General features: G+C 53.6%; 15 protein-coding genes. 13 read left to right on the top strand and 2 right to left on the bottom strand.

Annotation, left to right across the window (positions count from 1 at the left end):
* Positions 1 to 92 precede the first annotated feature (92 nt).
* On the top strand, positions 93 to 1,970 hold the full coding sequence (locus tag ACZ51B_RS18250) for an APC family permease (RefSeq protein WP_464294771.1): 1,878 nt from the start codon (positions 93 to 95) through the stop codon (positions 1,968 to 1,970).
* A gap of 34 nt (positions 1,971 to 2,004) precedes the next feature.
* Here the strand turns inward: ACZ51B_RS18250 and ACZ51B_RS18245 are convergent, their stop codons facing one another.
* Positions 2,005 to 2,607, bottom strand: a complete 603-nt coding sequence (locus ACZ51B_RS18245; protein ID WP_464294770.1) for a hypothetical protein — start codon at positions 2,605 to 2,607, stop codon at positions 2,005 to 2,007.
* A gap of 248 nt (positions 2,608 to 2,855) precedes the next feature.
* Between ACZ51B_RS18245 and ACZ51B_RS18240 the strand changes: the two genes are divergently transcribed.
* Both ACZ51B_RS18240 and ACZ51B_RS18235 read left to right on the top strand, forming a co-directional pair.
* Entirely contained in the window at positions 2,856 to 3,404 is a 549-nt protein-coding gene (locus ACZ51B_RS18240) for a hypothetical protein (RefSeq protein ID WP_464294769.1), read from the top strand.
* Between the two features lie 138 nt (positions 3,405 to 3,542).
* Entirely contained in the window at positions 3,543 to 4,103 is a 561-nt protein-coding gene (locus ACZ51B_RS18235; RefSeq protein WP_464294768.1) for a DUF1003 domain-containing protein, read from the top strand.
* On the opposite strand, the gene ACZ51B_RS18230 is transcribed toward ACZ51B_RS18235, so the two are convergent.
* Complete coding sequence (locus tag ACZ51B_RS18230) at positions 4,077 to 4,547, bottom strand: hypothetical protein (protein ID WP_464294767.1); 471 nt, start codon at positions 4,545 to 4,547, stop codon at positions 4,077 to 4,079. The two genes, ACZ51B_RS18235 and ACZ51B_RS18230, sit on opposite strands and share 27 nt — an antisense overlap.
* An 18-nt stretch (positions 4,548 to 4,565) precedes the next feature.
* Here ACZ51B_RS18230 and ACZ51B_RS18225 point away from each other — a divergent pair, with 18 nt between their 5' ends.
* The 10 genes from ACZ51B_RS18225 (at position 4,566) to kdpC (ending at position 17,564) form a co-directional block, all read left to right on the top strand.
* Positions 4,566 to 5,333 carry a class I SAM-dependent methyltransferase gene (locus ACZ51B_RS18225; RefSeq protein WP_464294766.1) on the top strand — a complete coding sequence of 256 codons (768 nt, stop codon included), beginning with the start codon at positions 4,566 to 4,568 and terminating at the stop codon, positions 5,331 to 5,333.
* 101 nt (positions 5,334 to 5,434) lie between these two features.
* Positions 5,435 to 6,457 (top strand): type IV pilus twitching motility protein PilT, encoded by a 1,023-nt coding sequence (locus tag ACZ51B_RS18220; RefSeq protein WP_464297201.1) that lies wholly within the window; start codon positions 5,435 to 5,437, stop codon positions 6,455 to 6,457.
* Between the two features lie 126 nt (positions 6,458 to 6,583).
* Positions 6,584 to 9,292, top strand: coding sequence for a DUF4118 domain-containing protein (locus ACZ51B_RS18215; protein ID WP_464294765.1), 2,709 nt, complete (start codon positions 6,584 to 6,586; stop codon positions 9,290 to 9,292).
* Between the two features lie 10 nt (positions 9,293 to 9,302).
* A complete protein-coding gene (locus ACZ51B_RS18210; protein ID WP_464294764.1) occupies positions 9,303 to 9,992 on the top strand; it encodes a response regulator in 690 nt (229 codons plus the stop codon).
* A 35-nt stretch (positions 9,993 to 10,027) separates the two neighbouring features.
* Positions 10,028 to 11,344, top strand: a complete 1,317-nt coding sequence (locus ACZ51B_RS18205) for a glycoside hydrolase family 27 protein (protein ID WP_464294763.1) — start codon at positions 10,028 to 10,030, stop codon at positions 11,342 to 11,344.
* 45 nt (positions 11,345 to 11,389) lie between these two features.
* A complete protein-coding gene (locus ACZ51B_RS18200) occupies positions 11,390 to 12,424 on the top strand; it encodes an aldo/keto reductase (protein ID WP_464294762.1) in 1,035 nt (344 codons plus the stop codon).
* A gap of 401 nt (positions 12,425 to 12,825) precedes the next feature.
* Positions 12,826 to 12,912, top strand: a complete 87-nt coding sequence (gene kdpF, locus ACZ51B_RS18195) for a K(+)-transporting ATPase subunit F (protein WP_464297200.1) — start codon at positions 12,826 to 12,828, stop codon at positions 12,910 to 12,912.
* Positions 12,913 to 14,811, top strand: coding sequence for a potassium-transporting ATPase subunit KdpA (kdpA, locus tag ACZ51B_RS18190; RefSeq protein ID WP_464294761.1), 1,899 nt, complete (start codon positions 12,913 to 12,915; stop codon positions 14,809 to 14,811).
* A 13-nt stretch (positions 14,812 to 14,824) separates the two neighbouring features.
* On the top strand, positions 14,825 to 16,927 hold the full coding sequence (kdpB, locus tag ACZ51B_RS18185) for a potassium-transporting ATPase subunit KdpB (RefSeq protein ID WP_464294760.1): 2,103 nt from the start codon (positions 14,825 to 14,827) through the stop codon (positions 16,925 to 16,927).
* A 10-nt stretch (positions 16,928 to 16,937) separates the two neighbouring features.
* On the top strand, positions 16,938 to 17,564 hold the full coding sequence (gene kdpC, locus ACZ51B_RS18180; RefSeq protein ID WP_464294759.1) for a potassium-transporting ATPase subunit KdpC: 627 nt from the start codon (positions 16,938 to 16,940) through the stop codon (positions 17,562 to 17,564).
* Positions 17,565 to 17,600: the final 36 nt, after the last annotated feature.

The raw sequence follows: 17,600 nt of genomic DNA, 5'->3' as shown, positions 1-17,600 counted from the left end.
TTTCTTGTAAAGATTGCCACTTGCGCACCAAACATACCGTTACGCGCGATATAGTTTGGACTTGGTGAAACACTCGTGGCGTCGGAGTTCCTATGTCCTTTGTTGACATCCTTTTGGGCCGTCCGCTGGCCTCGCGCGAAGAAGACGAACAGAAAGTAGGCGTTTTGGCTGGGATCCCCATGTTGGGATTGGATGCTTTGGCATCTGCGGCCTACGGACCTGAGGCTGCTTTGACGATCCTGCTTCCCCTTGGAGCGGCTGGGATTAGTCACTTCACTCCGATTGTAGCGATCATTCTGGTCTTGCTTGCGATTCTCTACTTCTCCTATAAGCAGACTATTCATGCGTATCCGAACGGTGGTGGTTCTTATACGGTAGCGAGTGAGAATTTGGGGGTTCGGTTGGGGCTGCTCTCGGCGGCGGCTCTGCTGGTGGACTATGTTCTGACGGTGGCGGTGGGGATATCGGCGGGAGTTGGTGCGCTGGTTTCTGCGGTGCCGACGATGCATCCGTACATCCTGCATCTTTGTCTCGGAATTCTTCTGCTGATTGCCATTGTGAATCTTCGCGGTGTTCGCGAGTCGGGGGTGGCGTTTGCTATTCCTACCTATGTGTTCATCGCTAGCCTTACGGCTGTGATTGGGCTTGGAATCTTTCGGGCGGTGACTTCTGGTGGGCACCCGGTTCCGATTGAGGCTCCCGTGGCGCTTCCGGCGAGTGTTGGGGCTGCTAGTTTGTGGTTGTTGGTGCGATCGTTTGCGAGTGGCTGCACCGCGATGACCGGTGTTGAGGCGGTGAGTAACGGTGTTACGGCGTTTGCGAAGCCGACTGTGAAGAATGCTCAGAAGACGCTGACCGCGATAGTGGTGATCTTGGGTGGCTTGCTTGCGGGGATCGCTTATCTGTGCCACGTTTACGGGATTGGTGCGACGGATCCGGATAAGGCTGGATATCAGAGTGTTATTAGTCAGCTGGTGGCGGCCATTGTCGGACGTGGTTTTTGCTATTACGTGACGATTGGTAGCGTGCTTGCGGTTTTGGCTTTGAGCGCGAACACTGGGTTTGCGGACTTCCCTCGGTTGTGTCGGCTCCTTGCGAAGGATGAGTTTCTTCCTCGGGCGTTTGCAGGGCGTGGTCGGCGATTGGTGTTTTCGCTTGGCATCGTGATTTTGACGGTGTTGTCGGCGGTGCTGTTGATTGCCTTCGGCGGCATTACTGACCGGCTTATTCCTTTGTTTGCTGTGGGCGCGTTCCTTGCCTTTACTTTGTCTCAGGCAGGAATGGTGAAGCACTGGCTGCGGTATGGGGGTAAAGGGGCCACGACTTCCCTCTTAGTGAACGGTACGGGCGCCATTTGCACTGGGATTGCGTTGGTTGTCGTGCTCGTTGCCAAGTTTGCTGAAGGTGCTTGGGTAACGATGTTACTCATTCCTGGCATCATGGCTCTTTTTACATTTGTTAAAAAGCACTATGATGAAGTAAGTGAGGCGACTGTTTGTGCGGGTCCTATCTCTACTACACCTATACAGCCTCCGCTTGTCGTGGTTCCTCTTAAGAGTTGGAGCTTGGTTACGGAGAAGGCGCTTCGCTTTGCGATGACGATTTCGGACGACGTTATCGGAATTCACATTGGGGTTGCGGAGGAAGACATCAAGCAGCTTCGAGACCAGTGGCACAACTTTGTAGAGACTCCGTTTGAGGAGACCAACCTTGCTGTTCCGAAGCTATTGGCGGTGTCATCCCCTTATCGAAGACTGTTTGATCCGCTTTTGGGCGTCATTCGGAAACTGGAGGATCAACACCCTGATCGAGTGATTGCTGTGGTGATTCCCGAGTTAGTGGAGTTCCGTTGGTGGCAGTATTTTCTCCATAACCAACGAGCGTCGGCGCTGAAAGCCGCTCTGTATTTTAGTGGAGATCACCGGATTGTCGTGATTAATGTTCCTTGGTATATCCGGGATCAGAAGTAGAGTGGAGTAGATCATCTACTCCACTCACTTGTTTCTAGTCACAAACGAATTGATAGTATCGGTTTCCGTGCCGGATCACTTCGACTCGCTCGTATCTGCGGCCATCACGGTAGAAGTAGGGGCGGCTGAAATACTCGGCTCTTAGGCAGCGCAAGCGGTCTTGGCTGCGTCGATCTTCATCGTAGCGATAGACGGAGTAGAGGGCGCCTGCTGCACCCGCAAAGAACAGTCGGTCATCGTGTTCGAGTGCTCCGAGTAGGGCTACGCCGCCGGAGAGTGCTGCGATGTTCCGCCATTCGTTTTTCGTTTCTTGTCGCCGGTAGTAAACATCTCGGTCGTAGTCTCGGTGTTCGCGCCAGGCTCTTTCGCGTCGCCATTCTCGCTCGCGTGCCTCTCTTGCTTCTCTTTCTTCTCGTTCTCGGCGCTCCCGGTCTCGTCTGTGTCTGTCTTCTCTGCTGTCGCGATAGGAGTCACGGTCTCGATCTCTATCTCGATCTCGGTCGCGATCCCAGCGGTGTGAGTCGCCTCTACGGTCTCGGTCGTCTCTGTCCTGGGCGTGTGCCATTGTGGGGACGAGCACTAGGCCACCGATGAGAGCAGCTAAAGCGTAGTGAGAAACTTTGTAAAAACGTGTCATGGACAACTCCTTTGGTGTATTCGCACCTATTTACTTCCTTGTGAGGAGTGACGCATAAGCTTTGAAAGCGGGTCTGTGAATGTTCATTAATTGAGGCAAGGGTCCCTCCCGTTTTGAAACAAGACCGTGAAAATGCCGGTTTTAGTCCCAGATTTGACCAAAATTTAGCGTCGGATGCCAAGACATTCAAAAGATTCTAAAGTGAGTGAGCACATTTGACCAAAAACAGGGCAAACTAAGATGGTCCTATGGTGCCAACTACGAATCAGGTCCCTACGCCCGAGAAGCCGGCTTTTAAGATCGCCACGCCACCCGAGCTCCGCTTAGTGGCATTCAACATGTCGAAGTCTCTGGGAGATGTCGGTCGCCGTATCTACGTTTGTCCGTCGCTTGAAGACGATTTCCAACTGAGCTACGTACACTACCCTTCCAAGTACATCGCTTGTTATGTACAGGGCGGTGCGAAGTACGTCGGTGAGTTGGATGCTTGCGTTCGACTTGGTAAGACCAGCCAAGATACGGTTCTGTGGAAATTCTGCGAGACGCCCGATGATGAGCTGATTGCGAAGGCTCGTGCTTTGCAGAAGGAATCATCGAACGTCGCACGCCCTCCATGTTTGGTGTTCCTCATTGGAGAGATGAGACTTACGGAGTTTGTGTACGAGAGCGGTTCTGGTCTTCAGTCCAGCCGAGTGTTCTTTGACCTGAGCGAACTGGCTCCAACGGATCTTGGTGACCTCGCTCAGAAGTTGCGCAAGACTCCTTGGTCAACTCTCACCAAGTTGAAGATCAAGTAAATCAAGTCGGACCCTCCATGCTCAAGCTTGGAGGGTCTGTTGTATTGTGCGGGGAATTTGGTTCGATTATCCTGTTAGAGGGATCGCCCAGATGCCCGGCCGCAACGAAAGGATTAAGATAGTCGTTAACCGATGGCTATGGAACCCTTAATCACTGATATTGCCCAAACGCTCACCCACCTTCAAGTTCCTCATTCAATTGTGAAGAACGCCAATGACGTTCAAACGGATCAGCTTAAGCCCTTAGAGCGGATTGCGGTGGTAATTACTGACAAAGTGGGCTCGATGGGCTTCTTTATCATCATCCTTTCTTGGACGGTTTTGTGGTGCGGATATAACATCCTTGCCAGCGAAGTGCCGGCTCTTGGGTGGAGAGCCTTTGACCCCTTCCCTGCCTTCGTGGCTTATCTGTTGATGAGCAATGTTATTCAGATTCTGCTGATGCCTCTCATCATGGTGGGGCAGAACTTACAGGGACGGCACTCTGAGATACGAGCTGAGTTGGATTTTGAGATCAACAAGAAGGCCGAGAAAGAGGTCATGGTGATTTTGAACCACCTGCAACAGAATACGGATCTGTTGGTGAAGCTCATGCGGCATGTGAATTGCGAAATCTCCGAGGAGACAGAGAGTTCAGACCAGGGTTCTGCTGAGAAGTCGGCTTCTGGCGGCTCAGCCGAGGCTGAGCCACAGGCTTAGACAACCCATTAGGATCCACGAAATTCCAAAGATCCACGGAGAGGTCTTGGCGAATAGCAGGTTCGTTTCGTGGATTCTGGCGACACCTGGTCGCCTGAGGACGTGGTACGCGTTCAGTTCGGGGTACTGATCGAGCATTTCGTCTTGCCGCTCATGCCATCGTCGGATCACTTTACATGCTCCGACGATGCCGGGGAAGGCACAAATGGAGAGTATGAGCCCGACCGCTGCCAGGGTGGTTGGGAAGACTAGGCGGAACTCTCTTCCCCATTTAGGGTTTAGGTTGCCCATTGAAACGGCAAAGGCTGATACCAAGAACGATTGGGACACGATGTAAGAATTTAGGCGCGCTGCGAGCACTTCTGTCTCGTATTTGATTTCGGCCCGGCAGGTCTTGAACTCTTCGACAGCAGTGCCATTGTTCCCAGGTGTGGTTTCGCTCATCGGTAGAATGCTCCCATTATGGAGTATCCGGAGCACGTTCTCCGAAATCGAGAGCACTGGGGCCCTACCAGCCACGAGTGGGTGCAGCCAGGTCGAAAGGCTTGGGCCAGTGAAGAGTTTACGTGGGGTTGTTTTGGGGTTCCAGAAAGTGAAGTACACGCCCTGGGAGATCTTGATGCGCTCCGAGGGTTGAGCAGTATTGAGCTTGGCTGCGGCACCGGATATATTTCGGCGTGGTTGGCACGGCTGGGGATGATGCCTACCGGAATTGACATTACGCCGGGTCAGCTCCAAACAGCTCGAAGTCTGCAGGACGAGTTCGACCTGCACTTTCCTTTGATTGAAGGGAGTGCCGAGAGTGTGCCTTTGCCCGACGGTAGCTTTGATTTGGCGATCAGCGAGTATGGGGCCAGCATCTGGTGCGATCCGTATGCTTGGATTCCGGAGGCTGCGAGATTATTGCGCCCTGGTGGGCAGTTGGTGTTCCTGAGGAACAGCACTGTTTCGACGCTGTGCATGCCGAATGAGGGCCCGGTGAAGACCGAACTGTGTCGAGACTATTTTGGGTTGGACCGTATTGAGTGGTCTGATGACAATTCGGTGGAGTTTCACCTGCCGACTGGTCCCATGCTTCGGCTCTTGAGGGCGAATGGCTTTGTTGTGGAGGATCTGATTGAGCTTCAGGCTCCTGCGAGTGCTGAGCCCACGAGGTTTGAGTATATGAATGTTGAGTGGGCGAAGCGTTGGCCCAGTGAAGAGATTTGGCGAGCTAGAAAAGCCTCGTAAAAGTCGCGTGCAGTAGGCGTTTATTGGGTCCGAAAATGGACCTGATGGAATCTGCATTTGCTGTGCAACACGCGACTCACGACGCGGGCATCTCTGGAAAGTTGGCGATCAACCAGCTTCTTGAGTTTGCTCAGGATCTTGGGGCTTCGGACATTCATATTTCTGCCGGTGAGGCTCCTATGCTTCGCGTTGATGGCGACATCAAGCGGTTGAGCGTGCCTGCTTTTACGCCTGAAGAGACTGAGTCGATGTTGCTTGGCATCATGACCCCTGATCAGCGCGAGCATTTCCAAGAATCGAACGACGTAGACTTTTCGATGGCATTTGGGAAGGAGTCGCGATTCCGGGTTAACGTTTTGCGGCAGCAGCGGGGGCTAGGCGCGGTGTTGCGGAAGATCCCGACGAAGATTTTGAGTATTGAGCAGCTTGGTTTGCCTCCGATTTTGGGGCAACTGACTAAGCGGCAGAAGGGGTTGGTGTTGGTTACGGGGCCGACGGGGTCTGGTAAGTCCACGACTTTGGCTTCGATGATTGACCTCATCAATTCGAGAGATCAGAGCCACATCCTTACCATCGAGGATCCGATTGAGTTCGTGCATCAGTCTAAGCAGTCGTTGGTTACTCAACGCGAGATTGGTGCCCACTCTAAGAGCTTTTCTACTGCGCTACGAGCGGCTTTGCGTGAAGATCCGGATGTGATTTTGGTCGGTGAGCTTCGCGATTTGGAGACGATTCAGCTTGCTTTGACTGCGGCGGAGACGGGGCACTTGGTTTTTGGGACGCTTCATACTTCGAGCGCGCCTAAGACGATGGATCGAATCATCGACGTGTTCCCTCCTGCTCAGCAGGCACAGGTGCGCGCTATGTTGTCGGAGTCGCTTGAGGCGGTTATTACTCAGACGCTTTGTAAGAAAGAAGGTGGAGGACGTATTGCTGCTCTGGAGATTCTTGTGGGGACTGGCGCTGTGCGGAACCTCATTCGAGAGGGCAAGATTCACCAGATTCCTAATGTGATGCAGACTTCGCAGGCTGCTGGGATGCAGACCCTTGAGATGTATCTTCAGAACCTTAAGGATGAAGGGCTCATTTCAAACGAGACCATGCAGGAGAAGTTGGGCGTCTAACTAGGAATTGATGAAGGTTGCGATGAGGGTTTTTATTCTTTATAAAATCCTTATCTGAGTCGATTCATGGTCGTTTTAAGTTCAAATACGATCTATCTATATGGTTAGTCGTTAAAGGGACGCTTGGTGTTCTGTCAGACTATTGGCATGGGTTCTGAGCGTCCCGATCCAGATTTGTTGCTCCGCCAAGTACAGCAGGAGGAGCGTCGCAACTCTCGAGGTCGGCTCAAGATCTTTCTCGGCGCCTCGGCTGGCGTGGGTAAGACTTACGCGATTCTGTCAGCTGCTCATGAGCAACGGGAGCGTGGCGTGGACGTGGTCATTGGCTACATCGAGACGCACGGTCGGAAGGAGACTGAGGCGCTTGTTCGCGACTTGCCTAGCGTTCCGATGCGGGTGGTGTCTTATCGGGGTGTTGAGCAGAAAGAGTTCAACCTTGATGGGGTGCTTTCTCGGAAGCCTGCCCTTGTGTTGGTGGATGAGCTGCCGCATACGAACGTTCCTGGGTCTCGGCATTCGAAGCGTTGGCAGGATGTGGATGAGCTGCTTCAGGCCGGGATTGATGTGTTTACGGCCATCAATGTGCAGCACATTGAAAGTCTGCGGGATGTCGTTGCTCAGATCACTGGTGTGGTTGTTCAGGAGACCGTGCCCGATACGTTCATTGAGCAGGCAGACGAAATTGAGGTTATTGATATTCCTCCTGATGAGCTGCGGCAGCGGCTTGCGGATGGGAAGATCTATGTCCCGACTCAGATAGAGCGTGCCCTGGAGGGGTTCTTTAAGAAGGGGAACCTCATTGCGCTTCGAGAGCTGGCTTTGCGGCGTGCTGCGGACCGCGTGGACGCGCAGATGCAGAGTTACCGTGAGGATCTCGGTATCAACGGTGTTTGGGCTGCACGTGACCGTTTGTTGGTTTGTATTGCGCCTAACAAGCTGGGCGAGAAGGTGGTGCGAACGGCTGCGAGAATTGGAAATGCTGCCCATGCTCATGTCACTGCGTTATACGTGGAGAGTGACCGGCAGTACAAGCGGACAGCAGAGGAGCAAGATGCCGCTCAGTGTGCGCTCAAACTTTCGGAGTCACTCGGGATGGAGACGGCGACTCGGAGTGGGCATGACATTGTGGGTGAGATTCTTCACTTTGCCAACCAGCGCAATATCAGCTTGATCATTGTCGGTAAGCCGATCAAGCCCAGATGGAAGGAGATTTTGCATGGATCCGTTGTGGACGAGTTGGTTCGTCGCAGTGGTGAGATCAGCGTCCATGTGGTTACGGGGTCCCCGTCTGCTACTTTGCCGCGCAAGCAAGCTGAGTCTGGAACACCTGTTTCGTTTAACCCCATCAGCTACCTCGCTACCTTTGGTGTCATTGCTTTGGCTACAGGCCTTTGCAGTCTGATCCATGTGCACTTAGAGCTTGCGAATCTGGTGATGATTTATTTGCTGGGTGTGGCTTTTGTGGCGACGCGGTACCGGGTGGGTGAATCGATCTTTGCTGCGGTTCTCAGCGTTGCGGCGTTTGATTTCTTCTTTGTGCCGCCGAGGTTTACGTTTGCGGTTTCGGACGTGCAGTATCTGCCTACCTTTGCGATCATGCTGGGTGTTGCGCTGTTGATTAGTAGTCTCGCTTTCCGATTGCGACATCAGGCGGATTCGTCGAGTGCTCGCGAACGCCGTACGGCAGCACTGTATGACCTGAGCAAGCAGATGGCGGCTAGTCGTAGTAAGAAAGAGATTGCGCAGGCTGCGGCGAGGAAGATTCGGGAAGAGTTTGATGTCGATTCGGGTGTGTTGCTCCCTTCGGAGCGCGGCTATCTTTCACCTGTGGTGAAGTCTCGATCTCATTTTGAGACCGATCGTTCGGAAGCTGCGGTTGCTGAGTGGTGCTTCAAGCACGGCATGCCTGCTGGTTTGGGTACAGACACGTTGCCTGGGTCTAAGGGGTTGTATTTGCCGTTGAAGTCTGCGGAGAAGGCTGTTGGGGTTTTGGCACTACAACCGCTTCAGGCTGATGGCAAGATTGATCCCCATCAACTTACTTTGCTGGAGACTTTTGCGAATGGAATGGGGGTGGCCATTGAGCGGACTTTGCTGGCGAAGGAGACTCAGGATGCGAAGGTTGAGATTGAGGCGCAGCGGATACGGAATGCGCTGTTGAGTTCTGTTTCTCACGATTTGCGCACTCCGCTTACTTCCATTTCTGGGGCGGCTGATAGCTTGGTGAAGAGCTTGCAGGGTGTTTCTCCAGAACAACAAGAGCTTTTGAAGGGGATCTTGACGGAGTCTCAGCGGCTTAACAATCACGTTCAAAACTTGCTTGACATGACTCGGTTGGAATCTGGCCCCGTGTCGCTGACGCTCGATTGGGAATCGGTTGAAGAGTTGGTGGGTTCTGCGCTGAATCAGTGCAGGGTCTTGTTGGACGGTCGGCCGATCACCACGGAGATCCCGAGTTCTTTGCCATTGATTAAGTTGGACGCGAAGTTGATGGTTACTGCGTTGGTGAACCTCTTCGAAAATGTTGCTCGGCACACTCCAGCCGGTACATCTATGGACTTGCAAGCGTCCGTATCAAAGGGTGTGATGAAAATAGAAGTAAGCGACCGCGGTCCGGGCCTTCCTGCGGGTGAGGAGTTGAGGATCTTTGAGAAGTTTCACCGGCCGACGGCGACGGGTGACACTGAGGGGTTTGGGCTCGGGTTGTCGATTGTGCGTGCTGTTGCTCAGGCACATCATGGTACGGCAACGGCAATGAACCGTCCAGATGGTGGCGCGCGGTTTGTGATTGAGATTCCTATGACAGAAGCGGCGCCTGAGGTTCCCATTGGTTGAGAGGCAGGCTGTGACCAAGTTGCTGGTGGTCGATGATGAAGCGGCGATTCGACGGTTCTTGAAGATCAGTTTGTCGGCCGAGAGCTATGAGGTGATCGAGGCGGTTAGCGGTCATCAGGCGGTTGAGATGGTCAACACTCGTCAGCCGGACGTTGTTTTGTTGGACCTTGGGCTTCCGGATATGGATGGGACGGATGTGACTCGGATGGTGCGCGAGTGGTCAAAGGTGCCGATCATTGTGATCTCTGCGAGAGGTCAGGAGCATGACAAGGTGACGGCGTTGGATGCTGGTGCGGATGACTATCTCACGAAGCCGTTTAGCCTTGGTGAGTTGGAAGCGCGTATTCGAGTTGCGTTGCGGCATAAGAACAAAGAGGGCTCTACGGAGCTTTCCACTTACCGTTCTGGGCGGTTGTTTGTCGACCTTACGACTCGGACGGTCACGGTGGATGAGAAGCCGGTTCACTTGACGAAGTTGGAGTTCAATCTCCTGGCCGTGATGGTTCGCAACGCGGGGAAAGTAGTGACGCATCGTCAGCTTTTGGGTGAGGTGTGGGGGCCAGCTGATGTGGAACAGACGCAGTACCTGCGGGTCTATATGGGCCAGCTTCGGCATAAGATCGAAGTGAATCCGGCTAATCCCGTGCATATCACTACCGAGTCGGGGGTGGGTTATCGGTTGGCTCCCCCTAGTGAGTAGGCCAGATGGTCGTTTGGTTGTAACATAGTCGTCTCGTGCTACTGATCGCATCACTTCTTTTCGCAGGTATGAATACTCAGCAACTTCCCTATCATAAATGGGCTCAGACACCGCCGATGGGCTGGAACAGTTGGGACTGTTTTGGCATAGGTGTGACCGAGAATGAGGTCCGTGAGAACGCCGACTACATGGCGAAACACCTGAAGAAGTTCGGCTGGAAGATTGTGACGGTGGACATCGACTGGTTTATTCCGCGTGTTCGCGGGTGGAACTACACACCGAACCCGGAGATAACGATGGATGCGTACGGCCGTGTGATGCCGGCGGTTGACCGTTTTCCTTCTGCTAAAGACGGAGCTGGTTTTAAGGCTCTAGCAGACTCTATCCATGCACAGGGGTTGAAGTTTGGTGTTCATATGCTGCGCGGCATTCCTCGCAAGGCGGTTGAGCGAAATTTGCCCATTTTAGGTACGAAGTATCACGCGGCCGACATTGCGGATAAGAACGATCTGTGTCCTTGGAATCCAGACATGTACGGCGTGAATATGGCGAAGCCGGGGGCGCAGGAGTATTACGATTCTGTGGCGGCCATGATTGCGAAATGGGGTGTGGACTTCATTAAGGTGGATGATCTTTCTCGGCCGTATCATACGCCGGAGATTGAGGGTTTGCGTAAGGCTCTTGATAAGTGTGGGCGGGAGATTGTTTTCAGCACATCGCCGGGGGAGACGCCTCTTGGTAGCGGGACCCACGTTGCTGAGCACGCGAATATGTGGCGGATCAGCGATGATTTTTGGGATGACTGGGGAGCGATGAAGGAGCAGTTTGTCCGGCTTGACAAGTGGACACCGTTTCGTGGTCCAGGACATTGGCCGGACGCTGATATGCTGCCGCTTGGTGCCGTTCGACAGGGTCAAAAAGACTCTTGGACGCACTTTACTCAAGACGAGCAGATTACACTGATGACCCTTTGGTCGATTGCCAAGTCGCCTTTGATCTTGGGTGGGCATCTTCCTAAGAATGATGACTTCACGTTGAACCTCATCACGAACGGTGAGGTGCTTGCGGTGAACCAGAAGAGTACAGGCAATCACCAGCTCTGGACGAAGGGGGATTTGATTGCTTGGGTTGCCGATGTTCCTCGTTCGAAGGATCGCTATGTGGCTCTGTTCAATGCCTACGATAAGGGTAGCTCCAAGAAGGTGTCCGTGTCGTTTGTGGATCTTGGTTTCGGGCCGAAAGCCAAGGTTCGCGATCTGTGGGCGAAGAAGGATCTGGGGGTTTTTGAGGGTGAGTTCGCTCCGGAGATTCCATTGCACGGTGCAGGGCTGTATCGCATTTCCGAGAAGTAGAGTCTTAACGAAACGGCCCGGGTTCGTAAGCGGTAGAACTATGCCATGGAAACAAGACTACTTGGTGCTTCGGGGTTCCGAGTTCCTGTATTGACGTTGGGCACTGGCACGTTCGGGGGGAGCGGCGATTTCTTTGGCGCGTGGGGACAGACGGATGTTGACGAGGCTACCAAGCTCGTTGACATCTGTCTTGAGAATGGGCTGAATATGTTCGATTCGGCTGACGTTTACTCTGGCGGCGCTGCGGAGACGATTTTGGGCGCAGCCATTAAGGGGCGTCGAGATCAGGTGCTTATTTCGACAAAAGGCACCTTTACTTTTGGCTCGGGGCCAAATGATGTAGGTTCGTCTCGGTTCCATCTGATCAACGCTGTGGAAGGCAGTCTTAAGCGGCTTGGAACTGATTATATTGACTTGTATCAGCTTCACGCATTTGACGCGATGACTCCCATTGAGGAGACTCTCTCTACGCTGGAAGGCCTCGTTCAGGCTGGGAAGATTCGATACATTGGATGTTCTAACTTCTCGGGTTGGCATTTGATGAAGTCTTTGTCGGTCTCGGAGAAGCGCGGGTGGTCGAGGTATGTGGCACATCAGGCTTATTACTCTCTTCTCGGGCGCGACTTTGAATGGGAGTTGATGCCTCTCGGAGTTGATCAGGGTGTGGGAACTGTGGTTTGGAGCCCGCTTGGTTGGGGACGACTTACGGGCAAGATCCGTCGAGGGCAGCCACTGCCGGAAACCAGCCGGTTGCGCAGTCAGACAGTGGTGGATGCCGGACCTCCTGTGAATGACGAAGTTCTTTATAACATCGTCGATGTGTTGGATGAGCTTGCCGTTGAGACAGAAAAGAGCGTGCCACAGATTGCCCTGAACTGGCTTTTGCAGCGGCCGACAGTTTCGACCTTGGTTATTGGCGCACGGAATGAGGAGCAGCTTCGGCAGAACCTAGGTGCCACTGGTTGGAACCTTACCCCTGAGCAGGTTGCTCGGCTGGATGCTGTGAGCAAGCCTCAGTTGGCCTATCCTTATTGGCATCAGAACGGCTTCTCTCGAAACCCGTTCCCTGTAGCTTACTGATGACTATTCGCTGGATGCACTGGGCAGGTGCATCCAGCTTGGCGCTTCCTTGATAGGGTCGTATTCTTTACGAAATCTTTATCGCCCTAAGGCCTTTCTTTACGCGGTCTTTATTGCCTCCTCCCGCACCATCTTAGTGTGGAGAAACTGTCCGGTCTTGGTGAAGTGGTGTCTTACAACTTCACGGCGTTCTGTGTCTTCTTGCTACTCTTGACGTTGGTTGCTAAGCCTATTTCGGGCTTACTCGACGAGCTGGAAAACCTGAAAGCGTCCACGGACAGTAGATCCTCGGAGGAATCTAACAATGCTTGATCTTTTCTACATAGCTCAGATCCTGATCTTTTTTGGGATTTGCATAGCTTACGTACGAGGCTGCGAAAAGCTTCAGGGAAAGACCTCCGATGAGTGACTACATCTGGACAGGCGCGCTCTCGCTACTCGTACTCATTTACTTGCTGTACGCCCTTTTGAAACCGGAGAAGTTCTAAATGAATCTCAACGGATCTCTTCAGATTCTCGTTTACTTCTTGATTCTTGTTGTCTTGACGAAGCCTTTTGGCTCGTACATGGCACGTGTGTTTAACGGTGACAAGACGCTGCTGTCTCCTGTACTCGGTTGGTTTGAGCGACTGATCTACAAAGCTCTCGGTGTTCGAGAGGATGATGATCAGCATTGGACACAATACGCTCTTGGAATGCTGCTCTTTAGTGGAGTGAGTATTCTATTTACCTATGCGGCACTTCGGTTGCAAGGAATGTTGCCTCTTAACCCTCAGCATTTTGACGGTAAGCAGGTAACCGCAGACTTAGCATTTAACACTGCTAACTCTTTTGGCTCCAACACCAACTGGCAGAGCTACTCGCCAGAGTTGACTATGAGCTATTTCTCGAACATGGTTTCGCTGGCTATCCATAACTGGGCTTCGGCTGCTGTGGGTATGGCTTGTGCGATTGCGGTGGTGCGAGGCTTTTCTAGGAAGAGCGCCAAAGGAATTGGCAACTTCTGGGTGGACACGACACGTGCGACCCTTTATGTGTTGCTTCCGCTTTCGATTATTGGCGGCATCGTGTTCTTGTGGCAAGGCGTTCCTCAGAACTTCCTTCCCTATCAGGAGATCACGACTCTTGAGGGCGCGAAGCAGACGATTGCCATGGGTCCTGTTGCTAGCCAGGAGATCATTAAGCAGCTTGGCACCAACGGTGGAGGGTTCTTTAACGCGAACTCTGCTCACCCGTTCGAGAATCCAACGGCCTTCGCCAACTTCTTCACTCTCGTCCTTATCTGGAGCATTCCTGCTGCGCTGACCTATACGTTCGGCAAGATGGTTGGAAACGCTCGACAGGGCTGGGCGATCTTCGGCGCGATGAGCGCGATGGCTCTTGCGGGTGCGTTTATCTGTAACTCCGCTGAGCAGGGAGGCACTCCGCTTCTGAAGAAAGCGGGTGTCGAGGTTGCTCAAACCGCTACTCAGGCTGGCGGGAACATGGAAGGCAAAGAGGCGCGGTTTGGTATCGGCTCTTCCACCTTGTTTGCTACGGTCACCACGGGTGCTTCGTGCGGTGCGGTCAACTCGATGCACGACTCTTATACTCCGCTGGGAGGGCTTGTTCCCACTGCGAATATTCTTACTGGAGAGGTCATCTTCGGAGGCGTGGGAGCTGGTCTTTACGGCATGTTGATGTTCGCCGTCATTGGCGTTTTCATCGCCGGATTGATGGTCGGTCGTACGCCGGAATACCTTGGAAAGAAGATCGGCAAGTTTGAGATCCAGATGGCGATGTTGGCCACGCTTGTTCTTGCTGCGAGCGTTCTCGGTTTCACGGCGCTTAGTGCCAATACGAACTACGCGACGACGGCTGATCCGAATGCGAAGCCCGACGACAAGTACGCTTCGGTGAACATCGACCCAGCGAAGCAGTTGGAGGATCAGAAGAAGATCCCAGCCATCGCGGACTGGAACAAGCTGCCCAACACTGCCTACGGCAATCCGACGGATGTGTTTGAAGGCTCTACTCGAAACAACCTAAACAACAGTGGCTCGCATGGCTTCAGCGAGATCCTTTACACCTACGCAAGTGCGACGGGTAATAACGGATCGGCGTTCGCTGGCATCACTGCAAATACTCCTCACTACAACGAGACGATTGGATGGGCGATGCTCATTGGCCGCTGGCTGATGCTGGTGCCGCTGCTTGCGATGGCGGGAAGTCTCGCTCGCAAGAACCGCGTTCCTGCTAGTGCTGGAACCTTCCAAACCGATACCACGACCTTCGCAGGTCTTCTGATCGGCGTGGTGATCATCGTCAACGCACTGACCTACTTCCCCGCACTCGCACTCGGCCCAGTTGTCGAGCACTTCCAAATGAAGGCTGAGAAGACTCAGTAACGGGAACAAAGAAATGGCTATTAAAACAAAAATTCCTGAGCCCGAAGTGACTCATTCGATCAAGCCAAAGAATGCCCCTCGATCGCTGTTCGAGGGGGCGATTGTGAAGCGCGCGCTGGTTGACGCTTTTGTGAAGCTCGATCCTCGCGTGGTGGCGAAGAACCCTGTAATGTTCGTGGTTGAGATCGGCAGCGTGGTCACCACCTACTTCTGGATCCGAGGCGTGATCTTGCACACCGGCAACAGTCTGTTTGTGGGACAGGTCTCTATCTGGCTGTGGTTCACCGTGCTGTTCGCTAATTTCGCCGAGGCGATGGCTGAGGGTCGTGGTAAGGCGCAAGCTGATTCGCTGCGAAAGGCTAAGACTGAAGTTACGGCTCGTAAGCTGGTGAACGGAAAAGAAGAGGTTGTTCCTGGAACGACTCTGCGGAAAGGAGACCTGTTTGTTTGTGAAGCAGGTGAACCGATTGCTGCTGACGGCGAGATCATTGAAGGCATTGCCAGTGTTGATGAATCTGCCATTACCGGCGAATCGGCTCCGGTTATTCGTGAGAGCGGCGGCGACCGATCTGCTGTGACGGGTGGCACGCGCGTGTTGTCTGACCGGATTGTGGTTCAGGTGAGCAGCAATCCTGGCGAGTCCTTCATCGACCGGATGATTGCACTGGTTGAAGGTGCGCAGCGACAGAAGACTCCTAACGAGATTGCTCTCTCGATCTTGCTTGCGGGGCTTACGATTGTGTTCCTGCTTGCGACGATCACGCTTCTGCCCTATGCGCACTACAGTGTGGATGCGGCGAAGTCTGGAGATGTTCCTACCATCACTGTCATGGTGGCTCTACTGGTCTGTCTGATTCCGACGACTATCGGTGGACTGCTCAGCTCGATTGGAATCGCTGGTATGGACCGAGTCATGCAGCACAACGTGCTTGCCATGAGCGGTAAGGCAGTTGAGGCTGCTGGAGACGTCAACACGCTCTTGCTGGACAAGACTGGGACCATCACGATTGGTAACCGACAGGCAACGGCTTTTTGGCCAGCACCGGGCGTGACCGAGCAGGAGGTGGCGAATGCTGCCCAGCTCGCTTCCCTTGCAGACGAGACTCCTGAGGGTCGCAGCGTTGTGGTACTCGCCAAAGAGAAGTACGGCATCCGCGAGCGAGAAATGGAGTCGCTGCATGCGGAGTTCGTTCCGTTTACTGCACAGACTCGCATGAGTGGTGTCAACATTGACGGCCACATGGTCCGAAAGGGTGCTGGCGAGTCGATTCGCCGGTTCGTGGAAGAGCAAGGTGGCAAGATGCCTCCTGAGATTCAGACCCGGGTTGAGCTCATCTCCAAGGAGGGTGGGACTCCGCTGGTGGTTGCCGAGAACAACCGAGTGGTGGGGGTCATCCAGCTTAAGGATATTGTGAAAGGCGGCATGAAGGCCCGCTTCGACCAGATGCGAGCTATGGGGATCAAGACAGTGATGATCACGGGCGACAACCCGTTGACCGCTGCTGCGATTGCTGCTGAGGCTGGTGTGGATGACTTCCTTGCTGAGGCCACGCCTGAAATGAAGCTTGCTTACATCCGAGGCGAACAGGCCGGTGGTCGGCTAGTTGCGATGACTGGCGACGGTACGAATGACGCTCCTGCTCTGGCGCAAGCTGATGTGGGAGTGGCCATGAACACGGGTACCCAGGCGGCGAAGGAAGCTGGCAACATGGTGGACCTCGATTCCAACCCAACGAAGCTCATTGAGATTGTTGAGATTGGAAAGCAGATGTTGATGACTCGTGGATCGCTCACGACGTTTAGCATTGCCAACGATATCGCCAAGTACTTCGCGATCATTCCTGCGATGTTTTTTGTGACCTACCCCGAGTTGAGGCAGCTCAACTTCATTGGTCTGACGAATCCTCAGTCGGCTATTTTGGCTGCGGTTATCTTCAACGCGCTGATCATCGTTCTGTTGATTCCCCTGGCTCTTCGCGGTGTGAAGTACACACCTGCGAGTGCCGCGCAGATTCTGAGAAGGAACCTGCTTATCTATGGCGTCGGCGGAATCATCGCCCCATTCCCAGGCATTTGGGCCATCGACCGACTACTGGTGCTGTTGCACCTTGCCTGAGGAGAAAACCATGAAACAAGTTAGAGCATCCATCGTTCTCACCGTCTTCTTCATCCTGTTTTGCGGCCTGGCATTCCCAGGCATCATCTATGGAATCGGGCAGGTGGCGTTTAAGAAGCAGGCTGATGGCAGCCTGATCCGAGACGCCCAGGGCAAGGTTGTGGGGAGTGAGCTGATTGGGCAGAACTTTACCAAACCGATCTATTTCCATTCGCGGCCCTCGGCTGCGGGCAATGGATACGACGCGGCGAACTCCAGCGGAACCAACTTGGGACCGACCAGTGACAAGCTGATCAACGGCATTCATAAGAAGACTGCGGACGGCAAGGACGATCCGGGCAACTTTGATGGTGTGGTTGATTTGGCTAAGGCTTATCGCGAGGAGAACAAGTTGGCGAAGGACGCTGTTCTTCCTGCCGATGCGGTCACTCGCTCTGCCAGTGGTCTGGATCCTCATATCAGCCCAGCCAACGCTGAGCTACAGGCACAACGCGTGGCGACAGCTCGCAACATCTCGGTGGGTGTTGTTCGGTCGTTGATCACGCAGCACACTGAGGGCCGGTTTGCTGGTCTTTACGGCGAGCCTGTTGTGAACGTGCTGAAGCTTAACTTAGCTCTCGATCAGTTTGCTAAGTAATCCCTAACGACATCGGGGGCTGCAGCCCCGGTGTCC

Source organism: Fimbriimonas sp. LA-C6 (genome assembly GCF_055398105.1).
This window is presented reverse-complemented; position numbering and strand designations above follow the sequence as displayed.